General features: G+C 64.4%; 15 protein-coding genes and 1 pseudogene. 7 read left to right on the top strand and 9 right to left on the bottom strand.

Going from position 1 to position 14,256, the window contains the following annotated elements:
• Nucleotides 1-11: 11 nt before the first annotated feature.
• Nucleotides 12-1,376 (bottom strand): ethanolamine permease, encoded by a 1,365-nt coding sequence (gene eat, locus QBK88_RS14150; protein ID WP_277962471.1) that lies wholly within the window; start codon nucleotides 1,374-1,376, stop codon nucleotides 12-14.
• 288 nt (nucleotides 1,377-1,664) lie between these two features.
• Between eat and pyrF the strand changes: the two genes are divergently transcribed.
• Nucleotides 1,665-2,366 (top strand): orotidine-5'-phosphate decarboxylase, encoded by a 702-nt coding sequence (gene pyrF / locus QBK88_RS14145; protein WP_277962470.1) that lies wholly within the window; start codon nucleotides 1,665-1,667, stop codon nucleotides 2,364-2,366.
• Nucleotides 2,367-2,459: 93 nt separating this feature from the next.
• Here pyrF and QBK88_RS14140 read toward each other — a convergent pair whose 3' ends face one another.
• A complete protein-coding gene (locus QBK88_RS14140; protein WP_277962469.1) occupies nucleotides 2,460-3,461 on the bottom strand; it encodes an MDR family NADP-dependent oxidoreductase in 1,002 nt (333 codons plus the stop codon).
• 170 nt (nucleotides 3,462-3,631) lie between these two features.
• Here QBK88_RS14140 and QBK88_RS14135 point away from each other — a divergent pair, with 170 nt between their 5' ends.
• The 3 genes and pseudogenes from QBK88_RS14135 to QBK88_RS30880 all read left to right on the top strand — a co-directional run bounded on the left by QBK88_RS14135 (nucleotide 3,632) and on the right by QBK88_RS30880 (nucleotide 6,469).
• On the top strand, nucleotides 3,632-4,393 hold the full coding sequence (locus QBK88_RS14135) for an SDR family oxidoreductase (RefSeq protein ID WP_277962468.1): 762 nt from the start codon (nucleotides 3,632-3,634) through the stop codon (nucleotides 4,391-4,393).
• Between the two features lie 141 nt (nucleotides 4,394-4,534).
• A pseudogene (locus QBK88_RS30885) lies at nucleotides 4,535-5,560 on the top strand (methyl-accepting chemotaxis protein); the annotation flags it as partial.
• Nucleotides 5,561-5,596: 36 nt separating this feature from the next.
• Complete coding sequence (locus tag QBK88_RS30880) at nucleotides 5,597-6,469, top strand: methyl-accepting chemotaxis protein (RefSeq protein WP_445764933.1); 873 nt, start codon at nucleotides 5,597-5,599, stop codon at nucleotides 6,467-6,469.
• A gap of 85 nt (nucleotides 6,470-6,554) precedes the next feature.
• Here the strand turns inward: QBK88_RS30880 and QBK88_RS14125 are convergent, their stop codons facing one another.
• Nucleotides 6,555-7,745, bottom strand: a complete 1,191-nt coding sequence (locus QBK88_RS14125; RefSeq protein WP_277962466.1) for a benzoate/H(+) symporter BenE family transporter — start codon at nucleotides 7,743-7,745, stop codon at nucleotides 6,555-6,557.
• Between the two features lie 179 nt (nucleotides 7,746-7,924).
• Nucleotides 7,925-8,359, bottom strand: a complete 435-nt coding sequence (locus QBK88_RS14120; protein WP_277962465.1) for a MarR family transcriptional regulator — start codon at nucleotides 8,357-8,359, stop codon at nucleotides 7,925-7,927.
• Between the two features lie 81 nt (nucleotides 8,360-8,440).
• On the opposite strand from QBK88_RS14120, the gene QBK88_RS14115 reads away from it, so the two are divergent.
• Together QBK88_RS14115 and QBK88_RS14110 are read left to right on the top strand one after the other, a co-directional pair.
• Nucleotides 8,441-9,610 (top strand): aminotransferase-like domain-containing protein, encoded by a 1,170-nt coding sequence (locus QBK88_RS14115; protein ID WP_277962464.1) that lies wholly within the window; start codon nucleotides 8,441-8,443, stop codon nucleotides 9,608-9,610.
• Nucleotides 9,611-9,619: 9 nt separating this feature from the next.
• Nucleotides 9,620-10,219 (top strand): glutathione S-transferase family protein, encoded by a 600-nt coding sequence (locus tag QBK88_RS14110; RefSeq protein ID WP_268149530.1) that lies wholly within the window; start codon nucleotides 9,620-9,622, stop codon nucleotides 10,217-10,219.
• 74 nt (nucleotides 10,220-10,293) lie between these two features.
• Here QBK88_RS14110 and QBK88_RS14105 read toward each other — a convergent pair whose 3' ends face one another.
• The 5 genes from QBK88_RS14105 to QBK88_RS14085 all read right to left on the bottom strand — a co-directional run bounded on the left by QBK88_RS14105 (nucleotide 10,294) and on the right by QBK88_RS14085 (nucleotide 12,936).
• Nucleotides 10,294-10,662 (bottom strand): glutaredoxin, encoded by a 369-nt coding sequence (locus QBK88_RS14105; protein ID WP_268149532.1) that lies wholly within the window; start codon nucleotides 10,660-10,662, stop codon nucleotides 10,294-10,296.
• A gap of 16 nt (nucleotides 10,663-10,678) precedes the next feature.
• Nucleotides 10,679-11,224, bottom strand: coding sequence for a GTP cyclohydrolase I FolE (gene folE / locus QBK88_RS14100; protein ID WP_249676689.1), 546 nt, complete (start codon nucleotides 11,222-11,224; stop codon nucleotides 10,679-10,681).
• A gap of 70 nt (nucleotides 11,225-11,294) precedes the next feature.
• Nucleotides 11,295-11,852 (bottom strand): Smr/MutS family protein, encoded by a 558-nt coding sequence (locus QBK88_RS14095; protein ID WP_277962463.1) that lies wholly within the window; start codon nucleotides 11,850-11,852, stop codon nucleotides 11,295-11,297.
• A gap of 35 nt (nucleotides 11,853-11,887) precedes the next feature.
• The gene (locus tag QBK88_RS14090; RefSeq protein WP_268149541.1) at nucleotides 11,888-12,208 is read right to left on the bottom strand and encodes a hypothetical protein; all 321 of its coding nucleotides are present in this window, start codon (nucleotides 12,206-12,208) and stop codon (nucleotides 11,888-11,890) included.
• Nucleotides 12,209-12,345: 137 nt separating this feature from the next.
• Nucleotides 12,346-12,936, bottom strand: coding sequence for a cysteine hydrolase family protein (locus QBK88_RS14085; RefSeq protein ID WP_158152693.1), 591 nt, complete (start codon nucleotides 12,934-12,936; stop codon nucleotides 12,346-12,348).
• Nucleotides 12,937-13,125: 189 nt separating this feature from the next.
• Here QBK88_RS14085 and prmB point away from each other — a divergent pair, with 189 nt between their 5' ends.
• Complete coding sequence (prmB, locus tag QBK88_RS14080; RefSeq protein ID WP_277962462.1) at nucleotides 13,126-14,034, top strand: 50S ribosomal protein L3 N(5)-glutamine methyltransferase; 909 nt, start codon at nucleotides 13,126-13,128, stop codon at nucleotides 14,032-14,034.
• Nucleotides 14,035-14,256 lie beyond the last annotated feature (222 nt).

Below are 14,256 nucleotides of genomic sequence, written 5' to 3'. Positions count from 1 at the left end.
TAGGGCCTAGACTACAGGCCCGTGAGCATGGCGTCCGCCGGGGCGCTGGCGCGGGCCGCGCCGGTCATCAGGAAGTACAGGAAGCCCACAACCATTAAGGCCAGGAAAATCAGCCCGATCAGCGCGTTGAACCAGGCCATGGCGACCAGGCAGACCACCGCCAGCACCAGGGCGATGCCCGGCACGATGGGGTAGCCGGGGGCGCGAAAACTGCGCTCCAGGTCAGGTTCGCTGCGGCGCAGCTTGAACAGGCTGAGCATGCTCATGATGTACATGACGATGGCGCCGAACACGGCCATGGTGATCATCGCAGCGGTCAGGCTCATGCCGCCCAGGTTGATCAGGCCGTCGCTGTAGATGGCGGCGATGCCGACCACCCCGCCGGCGATGATGGCCCGGTGCGGGGTCTGGAAGCGCGACAGCTTGGCCAGGCCACGAGGCAGGTAGCCCGCGCGGGCGAGGGCAAAGCATTGGCGCGAATAGCCAAGGATGATGCCGTGGAAACTGGCGACCAGGCCGAACAGGCCGATCCACACCAGCATGTGCAGCCAGCCCGAACCTTCGCCCACCACGATTTTCATCGCCTGGGGCAGCGGGTCGTTGATGTTGGCCAGGGCTCGCCAGTCGCCCACGCCGCCGGCGAAGAACATCACCCCCACGGCCAGCAGTACCAGGGTGAGGATGCCGCTGATGTAGGCCTTGGGAATGGTGCGTCTGGGGTCCTTGGCTTCTTCGGCCGCCATGGCGGCACCTTCGATGGCCAGGAAGAACCAGATGGCGAAAGGGATGGCGGCAAACATGCCGCTGACTGCGCCCAGGCTGAAGGTGTTGTCGCCCGCCCAGCCGTTGGCCACGAAGTTGCTGACGCTGAAACCGGGGGCGACCACGCCCATGAATACCAGCAACTCGATCACGGCGAGAACGCACACCACCAGTTCGAAGGTGGCCGCCAGTTGCACGCCGAGTATGTTCAAGGCCATGAACACGATGTAGGCGCCCAGCGCCGCGTGGTGCGGGTCCAGGGCTGGCCACTGCACGTTGAGGTAGGCACCGATGGCCAGCGCGATGGCGGGTGGGGCGAAGACAAACTCGATCAGGGTCGCGAGCCCAGCGATGAGGCCGCCCTTTTCACCGAATGCCCGGCGGCTATAGGCGAACGGCCCGCCCGCGTGTGGAATGGCGGTAGTCAACTCGGTGAAACTGAAGATGAAGCAGGTGTACAGGGTGGCAACCATCAATGAGGTCACCAGAAAGCCGAGGGTGCCCGCCACGCCCCAGCCGTAGCTCCAGCCGAAGTACTCCCCGGAAATAACCAGCCCCACCGCGATACCCCACAGGTGCAGCGTGCCCAGCGTGGGTTTGAGTTGCGTAGTCATGACGGCTCCCTCGTGTGATTGGAACGTTCGTACCGGTTTTCCTGCAGTGGCCGTGCCACCTGCTGGAAAAGGGTCGTAATGGCCCCGAATGGGTCGCGGATGGGGATGTGGGAAGGCGGTGGTGCGCTTTTCCCGCGCCTCGCCCGGTCGCACAAGGTTCACAAGTGTGCCGTGGGCCCGGGCGAAGCGCGGGAAGGGGGCACCACCGATCCCCCTCGCTGCCCCGTAGGCCATGAAAATCCGCTACAATGCGCGCCGATTTCGACTTGCCCCTTTGAGAGCCCGCCCATGTCCGCTTGCCAGACTCCCATCATCGTCGCCCTGGATTTCCCTACCCGTGACGCCGCCCTGAAACTGGCCGACCAGTTGGACCCCAAGCTGTGCCGCGTGAAGGTCGGCAAGGAACTGTTCACCAGCAGCGCCTCGGGTATCGTCGAGACCTTGAACGACAAGGGCTTCGAAGTGTTCCTGGACCTGAAATTCCATGACATCCCCAATACCACTGCCATGGCGGTGAAGGCGGCGGCCGAGATGGGCGTGTGGATGGTCAACGTGCATTGTTCGGGCGGCCTGCGCATGATGGCGGCGTGCCGCGAAGTGCTGGACCAGCGTACCGGCGCCAAGCCGCTGCTGATCGGCGTGACCGTGCTGACCAGCATGGAGCGTGAAGACCTGGCTGGCATCGGCCTGGACATCGAGCCGCAGGAGCAGGTGCTGCGCTTGGCGGCCCTGGCTGCCAAGGCCGGCATGGACGGCCTGGTGTGCTCGGCCCTGGAAGCCCAGGCCCTGAAGGCTGCACACCCGTCGCTGCAACTGGTGACCCCGGGTATTCGCCCGGCCGGCAGCGCCCAGGACGACCAGCGCCGCATCCTCACCCCGCGCCAGGCCCTGGATGCCGGCTCCGACTACCTGGTGATCGGCCGTCCGATCAGCCAGGCCAAAGACCCGGCCCAGGCCCTGGCTGACGTAGTGGCCCAGCTCAACGCCTGATCCGCCGGCGTCGCTCCGTTCCCGGGCTTCGCCCGGTGCTGCAGGTACCCCCTGCAGCACCGGGAGAAGCCCGGGGAAAAACCGCCGCCAGTATCAGACCTTCAGCACCAGCTTGCCGAAGTTCTCCCCGCTGAACAGCTTCTGCAAAGTCTCGGGGAACGTTTCCAGCCCCTCTACCACATGCTCCTTGCTCTTGAGCTGCCCCTTGGCCAGCCAGCCGGCGATTTCCTGCCCGGCCGCGGCGAATTTGGCTGCGTGGTCCATCACCACGAACCCTTCCATGCGCGCCCGGTTCACCAGTAACGACAGGTAGTTGGCCGGCCCCTTGACCCCGGTCTGACTGTTGTACTGGCTGATGGCACCACAGATCACCACCCGCGCATGGGGCGCCAGGCGGCTGAGTACCGCATCCAGGATGTCGCCGCCGACGTTGTCGAAATACACGTCCACACCTTTGGGGCATTCGCGCTTGAGGCCGGCTGCCACGTCCTCGCTCTTGTAGTCGATGACCCCGTCAAAACCCAGCTCGTCGATCAACGATTGGCATTTTTCCTTGCCACCGGCAATGCCGATCACCCGGCAGCCCTTGATCTTGGCGATCTGCCCGGCAACGCTGCCCACCGCCCCGGCGGCGCCGGAGATCACCACCGTGTCACCTGCCTTCGGCGCCCCGGTTTCCAGCAGCGCGAAGTAGGCGGTCATGCCAGTCATGCCCAAGGCTGACAGGTACAGCGGCAGGGGCGCGAGTTTCGGGTCGATCGGGTAGAAGCCCTTGGGCTCGCCCTGGAAATAATCCTGCACGCCCAAGGCGCCGTTGACGTAGTCACCGACCTTGAAGGCCGGGTGCTTCGAGGCGGTCACCTGGCCCACGCCCAGCGCTCGCATCACATCGCCGAGGCCGACGGGGGCGATGTAGGACTTGCCCTCGTTCATCCAGCCACGCATGGCGGGGTCCAGGGACAGGTACTCGTTTTTCACCCGAATCTGGCCGTCGCCAAGGTCGGCCAATGGAACGGTCTGGAAGGTGAAGTCGTCGCGGCTGGCCGCGCCGACAGGGCGGCGGGCCAGTAGAAATTGGCGGTTTGTTTCGGTCATGGCAGTTACTCTCGTAGGCATGGGTGCCCTGTTGATAAGGGCGCAAGGGCCGGTCTGCAAGTGTAACCGCTGCGCCGAATAGGCCCTGATACAGCTGGCCAATAGTAATGCGCAGCACGACAGGGGCTTGGCTAGACTCGCCTGAACCCCATTTTCACAGGAGTCGCCCCATGGGCATGGCATTTTCCGGGCAAGTGGCACTGGTGACAGGCGCGGCGGCAGGCATCGGCCGCGCCACGGCGCAGGCTTTTGCCGCCGAGGGCCTGAGCGTGGTCGTGGTCGACCTGGATAGCCAGGGTGGCGAGGCCACTGTGGCGCTCATCCGCGAAGCGGGCGGCGAAGCCCGTTTCCTGCGCTGCGACGTTACCGTGGAAGCCCAGGTACGGGCAATGATGGACCAGGCCGTCGCGCAGTACGGCCGTGTCGACTATGCCTTCAACAACGCGGGCATCGAGATCGAGAACAGCCGCCTGGCCGAAGGTACCGAGGCACAGTTCGACGCCATCATGGGGGTGAACGTCAAGGGCGTCTGGCTGTGCATGAAATACCAGTTGCCGGTGATGCTGGCCCAGGGCGGTGGTGCCATCGTCAATACCGCTTCGGTGGCGGGCGTGGGCGCGGCGCCAAAGATGAGCATCTACGCCGCGTCAAAGCACGCGGTCATTGGCCTGACCCAGTCGGCGGCCATCGAATACGCCAAGAAGCATATTCGCGTGAATGCGGTGTGCCCGGCGGTGATCGACACCGACATGTACCGCCGGGCGTACGAGGCCGATCCGCGCAAGGCCGAGTTCGCCGCTGCCATGCACCCGGTGGGGCGCGTGGGCAAGGTGGAAGAGGTGGCCAGCGCGGTGCTGTACTTGTGCAGCGATGGGGCGGCGTTCACCACCGGCCATTCGTTGCTGGTGGATGGTGGCGCTACCGCCATCTGAGCCCACCCATGTCGAAAACGCCGCCGACGTTGCTGGTAGCGACACGGTTATAGCTTTTTGCCATTATTCCGACGCCAGGATCTTGTGCCACCGCCCTTGCCATTGCCACTCTGCGCCCATTGATTCTGGGGGGAGCGCGCAATGACATCGGCCGGCAGTGGACGTTTTGCCAACCTGGGCATGGCTAAGAAGATGGGCCTGGGCTTTGCCCTGGTGCTGTTGCTGACGGCGCTGGTGGCGGCCATCGGGGTCTGGTCGCTGGCCGCCATCAGCCACCGTTTCGACGGCCTCAAGCAGATGTCGGCGCTCAACAGCCGCCTGTTGCGCGTGCGTCTTCTGGAGCAGGACTTTGCCCTGCACGCCGACCCCAAGACCGCCGAGGTGCTGCGCAAGGCCGTCGACACGCTGGCCCTCGATGCCGCGGGTGTCGAGGGCGTTCCCGCGGCGCTGGCGGCCTACCGCAAGGCATTCGACCAGTTCGTGGACATCAGCCAGGCCAAGGACCTGGCCCTGGACATGGCCAGTTGGTCGGTGAGCACCGTGGCCAACAACCTCGATGTACTGCAGGCCGGCCTGTCCGATGACGGCACGTATGCGCTCAAGGAGTCCAAAGGTGAAAAGGGCAGCGAGCTGGTGACCCAGGCCAACGACGTGGCCCAGGTGGCGCGGTTGATGCTCCAGGCCATGGATGTCGCGCGCGTGCGCCTGGACCAGAGCCGCAAGGGTGTCGAGGATGACAACGCCAGTGGCAAGATCGAGCAGGCTGCCGACGCCCTCAAGCAGGCCAACGCCCTCAAGGCTGAAGTACAGGACGCCGGTTACCAGACCGTGCTCAATGAAGTCAGCGACCACATCGCCAGTTTCAGCGACAAGCTGGGCGAATACACCGACCTGCTGAGCCAGGAAAAGCAGGTCTATGCCCAGCTCAGGGCGCGCGCCGATGAGGTGGTGAGCCGCGTCGATCAGGCTGCCGGTGCCCAGGATGAGGCTATGCAGGCCGAATTGAAAAAGAACACGGTGCTGATCATCGGCTCCTCCTTGCTCGCGCTACTGGTGGGCGTGCTGGCCGCGTGGGGCATCACCCGCCTGGTGGTGCAGCCGTTGCGCCGTGTGATCGGCCGAGCCCGGCAGATCGCCGCCGGTGACCTCAGCGGCAGTATCGAGGTAGACCGCCGTGACGAGATCGGCCAGCTGCTGGCGGCCATGCAGCAGATGGGCAATGGTTTGAGTGGCATTGTCAGCGGTTTGCAGGCGGGCATCGAGCAGTTGTCCAGTTCGGCCCACTCGTTGTCAGCGGTCACCGAACAGACCAACCTGGAAGTCAGTAGCCAGCAGCAGGAAACCGAGCAGGTGGCCACGGCCATGAACCAGATGACCGCCACCGTGCATGACGTGGCGCGCAACGCGGAACAGGCGGCGCTGGCAGCCCAGTCCGCCGACGACAAGGTGGGCAGTGGCCAGCAGGTGGTGCGCCAGAGCATGCAGCGTATCGAGCAACTGGCCGGCGCCGCCGACTCGGCCAGCCACAGTATCGAAAGCCTGAGCAACGAGATTCAGAGCATTGGCAGTGTGGTAGCGGTGATCAAGAGCGTCGCTGAGCAGACCAACCTGCTGGCGCTCAACGCCGCCATCGAGGCGGCGCGGGCCGGCGAACAGGGGCGCGGTTTCGCCGTGGTGGCCGACGAGGTACGGGCGCTGGCCAAGCGCACCCAGCAATCCACTGCCGAGATCGAGCGCCTGGTCAGCACCCTGCGCGCCAGCGCCGAGTCGTCGGTGGCGCAGATCCAGAACAGTGGCGAGCTGGTGAAGCTGGCCGTCACCGACGCCCTGCAGACCGAGAGCGCATTGGGCAGTATTGCCAGCGCGGTGTCACGGATTCAGCAGATGAACCAGCAGATCGCCGCGGCGGCCGAGCAGCAGAGCTCGGTGGCCGAGGAGATCAACCGCAGTGTCACCAGCATTCGTGCCAGCGCCGACCAGTCGGCGGTGGCCATGCGTGGGAATGCGGCATCGAGTATCGAGCTGGCGCAGTTGGGTACTGAGTTGCGTGGAATGGTGGGGCATTTCAGGCTCTGAACCGTGCCGGCCTTTTTCCGGTCCTGCAGGGGGGTTGTGTACCCTGTGGGGCCGGGCGAAGCTCGGGAAATGACCAACCCAAGACTCAAGCCTTGCGCCAGTTCAGAATCATCAGCGTCAACACACCTGCCACAATCCCCCAGAACGCCGACCCTACCGAAAACAGGGTGAAGCCCGACGCCGTGACCATGAAGGTGATCAGCGCCGCCTCGCGTTCCTTCGGTTCATTCATGGCAATGCTCAAGCCATTGATGATCGAGCCGAACAGCGCCAGGGCCGCGATCGACAGCACCAGCTCTTTGGGCAATGCGGCGAACAGCGCGGCCAGCGTGGCGCCGAACACCCCGGCGATGCCGTAGAAAATCCCGCACCAGACCGCTGCGGTGTAGCGCTTGCTCGGGTCTTCGTGGGCATGGGGGCCGGTGCAGATCGCGGCGCTGATCGCCGCCAGGTTGATGCCGTGGGAACCGAACGGGGCCAGCACCAGTGACGCCAGGCCGGTCACCGAGATCAGCGGCGAGGCAGGTACCTGGTAGCCATCGGCACGGAGCACGGCGATGCCAGGCATGTTCTGCGAGGTCATGGCCACCACGAACAGCGGGATGCCGATGCTGATGGTCGCCGCCAGGGAGAACGACGGCGTGGTCCACACGGGCGTCGCCACTTCCAGGTGGAACTGGCTGAAGTCCAGCAGCCCCATCAGCCCTGACAGCAAGGTACCCAGCACCAACGCAGAAAGCACCGCATAGCGCGGTGATACCCGCTTGACCAGCAGGTAAGTGAAGAACATGCCCAGCACCAGCAGCGTACGGTGCTGCGCGGCGACGAAAATCTCGCTGCCGATCTTGAACAGGATACCCGCCAGCAGCGCGGCGGCCAGGGAGGAGGGCAGGCGCTTGACCAGTTTTTCGAAGCTGCCGGTCAGGCCGCAGATCACCACCAGCACGGCGCAGGTGATGTAGGCGCCGATGGCTTCGCTGTAATTGACATGGCCGAGGCTGGTGATCAGCAGCGCCGCGCCCGGTGTCGACCAGGCCACGGTGATGGGGGTGCGGTAGCGCAGTGAAAGGCCGATGCTGCACACCGCCATGCCGATGGACAGCGCCCATATCCACGAGGAAATCTGCGCGCTGGTAAGCCCCGCGGCCTGGCCCGCCTGGAACATCAGCACCAGGGAACTGGTGTAGCCGGTCATCATGGCGATGAAGCCGGCCACCACGGCGGAAGGGGACGTGTCGGCCAGCGGGCGCAGGTGCGCGGGGGAGGCGTCGGTCATTACTGCGAGTCCTTGAGCAGGTGAGGGCAGGGTGAAAGCCTAAACCGGCGGCTGGAAAAGCCAGCGATACAGCCACGGCAACATTTGCCCATACAGTGCCGTTGGGGCACAGTTTGCTGGGGAAGCACACGGCGCGGGGGCTTTCGCTAGCAAGCCATGCACGGGGGCTCAAGCGCCTGCTACAGGGAATGCCCCAGCGCGGTATTGACCGCCAGCCAACCCTGCACGGCCTCAGGCCCAGCCTCGGCAAACACCCGCTGCAACAACTTCACCTGCTCCTTGCGCAACGCCTCTTCGAACCGCGCGCCCTCGGCCGTCAGGCCCAGCAGGCGCTTGCGCTTGTCACTGGCCGGCGCGGTGCTGGTCACCAGCTGCATCTCGATCAACTGGCGCAGGGGCATGTTCAGCGCCTGCTTGCTGACCCCCAGTTTTTCCAACAGCTCACTGACGCCGATGGCCGGGTAGCGTGCCACGAAAAACACGATGCGCTGGTGCACGCGGCTCAGGCCACGGCGGGCAAGCATCTCGTCGGCCTTGGCGGTGAAGGCCTGGTAGCCGTAGAAGAAGGCTTCCATGGCCACTTGTTGGGTTGCGGTATTTTTAAGGTCAAGCATATTGACGTATCCAGGGCTGGCGTCGTAAGTTCAGTCAAGCAGTTTGACCTATCTAACGATGCCTTTGCCAGCGGTGGTCCCATGGCTTTCTCAGAACGTGTCACACGCCTCAAGAGTTCGTTGATCCGCGAGATCCTTGCCGCGGCCCAGCGCCCTGAAGTCATGTCGTTCGCCGGCGGCTTGCCGGCCGAAGCGATGTTGCCCACCATCGAGTGGGCCGGCATGCCCGCTGGCATGGGGCAATACGGCCCCAGCGAGGGCGAGCCAGAGCTGCGCGAGCTACTGGCAGCCGAGGCCCGGGCCCAGGGCATCGCTTGCCAGGCCAGCCAGGTGCTGGTGCTCAGCGGCTCCCAGCAGGCGCTGGATCTGGCCGCCAAGCTGTACATCGACAAAGGCACCGAAGTGGTGCTGGAAGCCCCTACTTACCTCGCCGCATTGCAGACTTTCCAGTTGTTCGGCGCCCAGTGCCTCAGCGTGCCTGTAACACGCGACGGGCCGGATCTGGCTGCCCTGCGGCGCCAGTTCGAGCAACACGCTCCCGCGTTCGCGTACCTGATCCCCACCTTCCAGAACCCGTCGGGCGTGCGTTACAGCGAAGCGGTGCGGGACCAGGTAGCAGCGTTGCTGGACGAGTTCGCCGTGACCCTGATCGAAGATGAGCCATATCGCGAGCTGACCTACGATGGCGTCATGGCAGCGCCCATTGCCGGGCGCTTGCACAAGGCCAGCTGGATTTACACCGGCACTGTGTCCAAGACGCTGCTGCCTGGCCTGCGCGTTGGCTACCTGATCGCCAGCCCTGACCTGTTCCCGCCTTTGCTGCGGCTCAAGCAGGCGGCTGACTTGCATACCAACCGCCTGGGGCAATGGCAGGCCATGCAGTGGCTGGGTACGCAGCAGTACGGTGAGCACCTGGCGCGATTGCGCGATTTCTACCGCGAGCGCCGCGATGCCATGCAGCAGGCGCTGCTGCAATATTTCACTGACTTGGCCGACTGGCACGTGCCCCAGGGCGGCCTATTCTTCTGGCTGACCTTGAAACAGCCGATCGACACCCGCACCTTGTTGGCTGCGGCCATGGCCCAGGATGTCGCGTTCATGCCCGGGGAGCCGTTTTTCGCCGACCCGGCCGCCAATCCGGGTTGCCTGCGGTTGAATTTCAGTCACGTCGCCCCGCACCGCCTGCATGAAGGGCTGTCGCGGTTGGCACAGGTTATCCGTCAGGCTCAGGCTGCCCAGGCGGCCGCTTAAGGAGGGTTTATGTACAAGGTTTATGGCGATTACCGCTCGGGTAACTGCTACAAGGTCAAGCTGATGCTGCACCTGTTGGGGTTGCCCCATGAATGGGTGGACATCGATATTCTAGGGGGGGATACCCAGACCCCGGAATTCCTGGCCAAGAACCCCAATGGCAAGATTCCGGTGCTGGAGCTGGAAGACGGCACCTGCCTGTGGGAATCCAACGCCATCCTCAATTTCCTCGCCGACGGCACGCCGTACTTGCCCAGCGAGCCGCGGTTGCGCACCCAGGTGCTGCAGTGGCAGTTCTTCGAGCAATACAGCCATGAACCCTACATCGCCGTGGCGCGGTTCATTCAGTTGTACCTGAACATGCCCCAGGACCGCCTCAAGGAATACGAAGATTGCCAGGTGCGTGGCAAGAAGGCACTGCGGGTGATGGAGCGGCAGCTGCAACTGACGCCGTTCCTGGTGGGCGAGCACTATTCGATTGCCGACATTGCGCTGTATGCCTACACCCATGTGGCCCATGAGGGTGGGTTCGATCTGTCGGCGTACCCGGGCATCGAGGCATGGCTCAAGCGGGTTCAGGCACAGCCTGGGCATGTGACAATGCTGTAGGGCCGGGCTGCCCGCGCTTCGCCCGGCCCCGCAGGCGTGGGGCCGGGCGAAGCGCGGGAAGGCAACGACGCGCCCTAGGCAGCGAACCGCTTGTTGAGGTACTCGATGATCACCTTGGACTCATACATCCAGGTGGTCATGCCGTTCTCTTCGATGCGCAGGCACGGCACCTTGATACGGCCACCCTCATTGAGCAGCGCCTGGCGGTGCTGTTCATCGTTCTTGGCGTCGCGCAACGCCACGGGCACATTGAGCTTGTGCAGCGTGCGACGGGTTTTCACGCAGAACGGGCAGGCGTGGAACTGGTATAGGCTCAGGCCACGGGCCTGCTGCTCCACGTCCGCCTGCGCCTGGGGGCTGCGCTTGAGCTTGCCGCCACGGGTCAGCAGGTCACCGACCACGATCAATTGGCCAAGGCCCACGCGCAAGGCTTTCATCAACATGCCAAAGTCCTTCCGATCACTTGATCAGGCTGAGGAATTCGCTGCGGGTAGCGGCGTTTTCACGGAATTCACCGAGCATCACCGACGTGATCATGGACGAGTTCTGCTTCTCCACACCGCGCATCATCATGCACATGTGCTTGGCCTCGATGACCACCGCGACGCCCAGGGCCCCGGTGACCTGCTGGACCGCTTCGGCGATCTGGCGGCTGAGGTTCTCCTGGATCTGCAGGCGACGGGCGTACATGTCGACGATACGCGCCACCTTCGACAGGCCCAGCACCTTGCCGCTGGGAATGTAGGCCACGTGGGCCTTGCCGATGAACGGCAGCAGGTGGTGCTCGCACAGCGAATACAACTCGATGTCCTTGACCAGCACCATCTCGCTGTTGTCGGAGCTGAAGAGGGCACCATTGGTGACTTCTTCCAGGGTTTGTTCATAACCGCGGCAGAGGTACTGCATGGCTTTGGCGGCACGCTTTGGCGTGTCGAGCAGGCCTTCGCGGGATACGTCCTCGCCGAGTTTGCCGAGAATCGCGGTGTAGTGCTGTTCCAGGGACATGGATCTACCTGTGGGAATTTTCGCAAACGCGAAGGGTACGGCGCCGGCCGCGTGGCTGCAAGCGCAAGCTTTACTCGTCACGCCCTTCGAGCATGGTGCGCTTGAGCATCACATACACCGCGCCAGCGCCTCCGTGGCGGGCTTGGCACGAGGTGAAGCCCAGTACTTGGGCATGTTGTCGCAGCCAGGTGTTGACGTGGCTTTTGATCATCGGCCGCTTGCCGTCCAGGCGCACGGCCTTGCCGTGGGTGACGCGCACGCAGCGGATTTCGAATCGGGTGGCCTCTGCCAGGAAGGCCCAGAGGGTCTCGCGGGCTTTTTCCACGGTCATGCCGTGCAGGTCCAGGCTGCCTTCGAATGGGATCTGGCCGCTCTTGAGCTTGCGCATCTGGCTTTCCTGGACGCCGTCGCGGGCCCAGTGCAGGTCGTCTTCGGGGCCCACGTCAATCACGAATTGGTCGGACAGGCCGTCGACGGTGGTGGCGTCCTGGCGCACGGTCGCCGCCTGGCGGGCGGCAGCCAGGTGCTTGCGGTCGGGCTTGGGTTTGCCTGTCTCGGCGCGGTCATGCTTGATCGGCTTGACGCCGCGCATCTCGCTACTGAACAGGGAAAAATCGTCGTCTTGCATGTCAGCCTCCACTACGGAGGCCTAGTTTACGCGAGTCAATCGTGCTTTTTCATCAGGTGTGGCGCCAGGTTCAGCGCGCGGTTGTGCTGGCGACGGCGACGGCAGCGGCGCCACAGGCCCACGCCCAGGTACAGCACCACCAGCCCGAACACCACCAGCAGGCTGGCGCCGGTCTTGCTGGCGTTCAGGTCGCCAAGGGCCGGCGGGTGCCCGAACAGGCTGGCCGCGCCGGCCAAGGCCAACAGTACGCCCAGGGCGGCCAGCACGGCGGCGAAGGCCTGGCCCAGGCGGGTGCCCCAGTTGCGTGGGCCGCGTGGGCGCAGGCGGCGAGCATCAAAACCATCGGATAACTTCATTCCGATTTCCTCAGTGAATATCCGGCCTTCGACCCGCCAGCGGCGTCGGGGTTCCGACGTGCAGCGCAATTAGAGGAAATGAATACGTTTATCGGATAGGCGGCCGCAGGCACGGCCGCCGGGTCACCAGGCTGCGGTCAGACCAGGTCGTCGGTCTGGGCCACGCACGCGAAATTGTCGTTCATGGTGGCCATGCCCACCTGCTTCACGGTAGCCGCAGGCACCACGCCGTCCTTGAAGGGCAGGTCGCGGGTGGCGCAGGCATCTTCCACCAGGGTGCTGCGGTAGCCGTAGTCCTTCGCCGCGCGCACGGTGGTGCTGATGCTCGAATGGGTCATGAACCCGCAGACGATCAGGTCGATCGGGCCCTTTTCCTGCAGGGTCTGGTGCAGGGCGGTGTTGTTGAACGCGTTCGGCATGTTCTTTTCAATGATCGGCTCGTCACCCAGCGGCTCCAGGCCGGGGATGAACTTGCCACGGTCGCCCTGCGGGTCGAACAGACCGCCCACGGTGCCCAGGTGGCGTACGTGCACGATGGGGCGATGGGCGGCGCGCGCGGCCTTGAGCAGCCGGGCAATGTTGGCCACCGCTTCGTCGATACCCACCAGGGCCAGGGGGCCTTTGAGGTATTCACGCTGGGCGTCGATGATCACCAGGCTGGCACGGCTGAGATCGGCAGGGGGATGGCCGCGGCCAGTCAGTTGGAACATCGTCTTTGTATCGGACATCGGGGGCTCCTTTGGATAGGGCTTTTGCCACATTCTCCACTGCTGGAGCCGTTCTGTGAATCGCTACGCACATGCGCGGCGCAGAATCGGGGCGATTGCCGGGTGGCCGGCCACGGCGAAACGCCAGCAGGCCGCCCATTCGCCGGGCTTCGCTGTTAGAATGTTCGGCTGTATCCAAAGGAGTCTGCCGTGATCACTTCCCGCCTGCGCACCCTGCGCGACCACATTCGTTGGGCTGTCAGCCGTTTCCATGGGGAAGAGCTGTATTTCGGCCACGGCACCGACAACGCCTGGGACGAAGCTCGCCTGCTGGTGCTGGGTGCGGTGCACCTGCCGTTCCAGATCGCCGATAGTTACCTGGACTGCCGGTTGGAAGAAGACGAGATCGCGCATATCCAGGCGCTGCTCAAACGCCGCATCGAAGACCGTGTGCCGGTGCCGTACCTGCTCAATGAAGCCTGGTTCTGCGGCATGTCGTTCATCGTCGACGAGCGCGTGCTGATCCCGCGTTCACCCATCGGCGAACTGATCGAAGACGGCTTCTCGCCGTGGCTGGCCCAGCCGCCGGCGCGCATCCTGGACCTGTGCACCGGCTCGGGCTGCATCGGCATCGCCTGCGCCGACGTGTTCCAGGACGCAGAAGTGGCCTTGGCCGACCTGTCGTTCGAAGCGTTGGAAGTGGCCAACCAGAACATCGAGCGCCATGGCCTGGAAGCGCGTGTGTACACCGTGCAGGGCGATGGTTTCGACGGCCTGCCGGGCCAGCGTTTCGACCTGATCGTGTCGAACCCGCCCTACGTGGACGCCGAAGACTTCGCCGACATGCCGGACGAATACCAGCACGAACCGGAGCTGGGCTTGGCCTGTGGCGATGACGGTCTGAACCTGGTGCGGCGCATGCTGGCCGAAGCGGCTGACCACCTGACCGAAAAGGGCCTGCTGATTGTTGAAGTGGGCAACAGCCAGGTGCACGTCGAGGCGCTGTACCCTGAGGTAGACTTTCACTGGCTGGAATTCCAGCGCGGCGGCCACGGCGTGTTCATGCTCAGCGCCGCCCAGTGCCGCGAACACCAGGCGCTGTTCGCTTCACGTATCTGACGATCCACTCGGCGCCTGGCCCCACAGGGTTGGCGGCGGGGGCGGGGTATTGCCTTGTGGAGCCGGGCGAAGCTCGGGAGCGGTTCACCGCGCAACGCCTGACACCCCGCGGCGCGCTTTTCCCGAGCTGCGCCCGGTCCCACAGGGTTGTCGGCAAGTTCGGGGTGTTGCCTTGTGGGACCGGGCGAAGCTCGGGAACGGTTCACCGCGTAATGCCTGACA

Origin of the sequence: Pseudomonas sp. RIT-To-2 (genome assembly GCF_029623465.1) — a bacterium.
Lineage (GTDB): Bacteria > Pseudomonadota > Gammaproteobacteria > Pseudomonadales > Pseudomonadaceae > Aquipseudomonas > Aquipseudomonas silvicola.
This window is presented reverse-complemented; position numbering and strand designations above follow the sequence as displayed.

Bases quoted from the DNA above. Each gene is read 5' to 3' on its own strand.
- eat (WP_277962471.1), bottom strand. From the start codon at position 1,376: ATGACTACGCAACTCAAACCCACGCTGGGCACGCTGCACCTGTGGGGT.
- pyrF (WP_277962470.1), top strand. From the start codon at position 1,665: ATGTCCGCTTGCCAGACTCCCATCATCGTCGCCCTGGATTTCCCTACC.
- QBK88_RS14140 (WP_277962469.1), bottom strand. From the start codon at position 3,461: ATGACCGAAACAAACCGCCAATTTCTACTGGCCCGCCGCCCTGTCGGC.
- QBK88_RS14135 (WP_277962468.1), top strand. From the start codon at position 3,632: ATGGGCATGGCATTTTCCGGGCAAGTGGCACTGGTGACAGGCGCGGCG.
- QBK88_RS30880 (WP_445764933.1), top strand. From the start codon at position 5,597: ATGCAGCAGATGGGCAATGGTTTGAGTGGCATTGTCAGCGGTTTGCAG.
- QBK88_RS14125 (WP_277962466.1), bottom strand. From the start codon at position 7,745: ATGACCGACGCCTCCCCCGCGCACCTGCGCCCGCTGGCCGACACGTCC.
- QBK88_RS14120 (WP_277962465.1), bottom strand. From the start codon at position 8,359: ATGCTTGACCTTAAAAATACCGCAACCCAACAAGTGGCCATGGAAGCC.
- QBK88_RS14115 (WP_277962464.1), top strand. From the start codon at position 8,441: ATGGCTTTCTCAGAACGTGTCACACGCCTCAAGAGTTCGTTGATCCGC.
- QBK88_RS14110 (WP_268149530.1), top strand. From the start codon at position 9,620: ATGTACAAGGTTTATGGCGATTACCGCTCGGGTAACTGCTACAAGGTC.
- QBK88_RS14105 (WP_268149532.1), bottom strand. From the start codon at position 10,662: ATGTTGATGAAAGCCTTGCGCGTGGGCCTTGGCCAATTGATCGTGGTC.
- folE (WP_249676689.1), bottom strand. From the start codon at position 11,224: ATGTCCCTGGAACAGCACTACACCGCGATTCTCGGCAAACTCGGCGAG.
- QBK88_RS14095 (WP_277962463.1), bottom strand. From the start codon at position 11,852: ATGCAAGACGACGATTTTTCCCTGTTCAGTAGCGAGATGCGCGGCGTC.
- QBK88_RS14090 (WP_268149541.1), bottom strand. From the start codon at position 12,208: ATGAAGTTATCCGATGGTTTTGATGCTCGCCGCCTGCGCCCACGCGGC.
- QBK88_RS14085 (WP_158152693.1), bottom strand. From the start codon at position 12,936: ATGTCCGATACAAAGACGATGTTCCAACTGACTGGCCGCGGCCATCCC.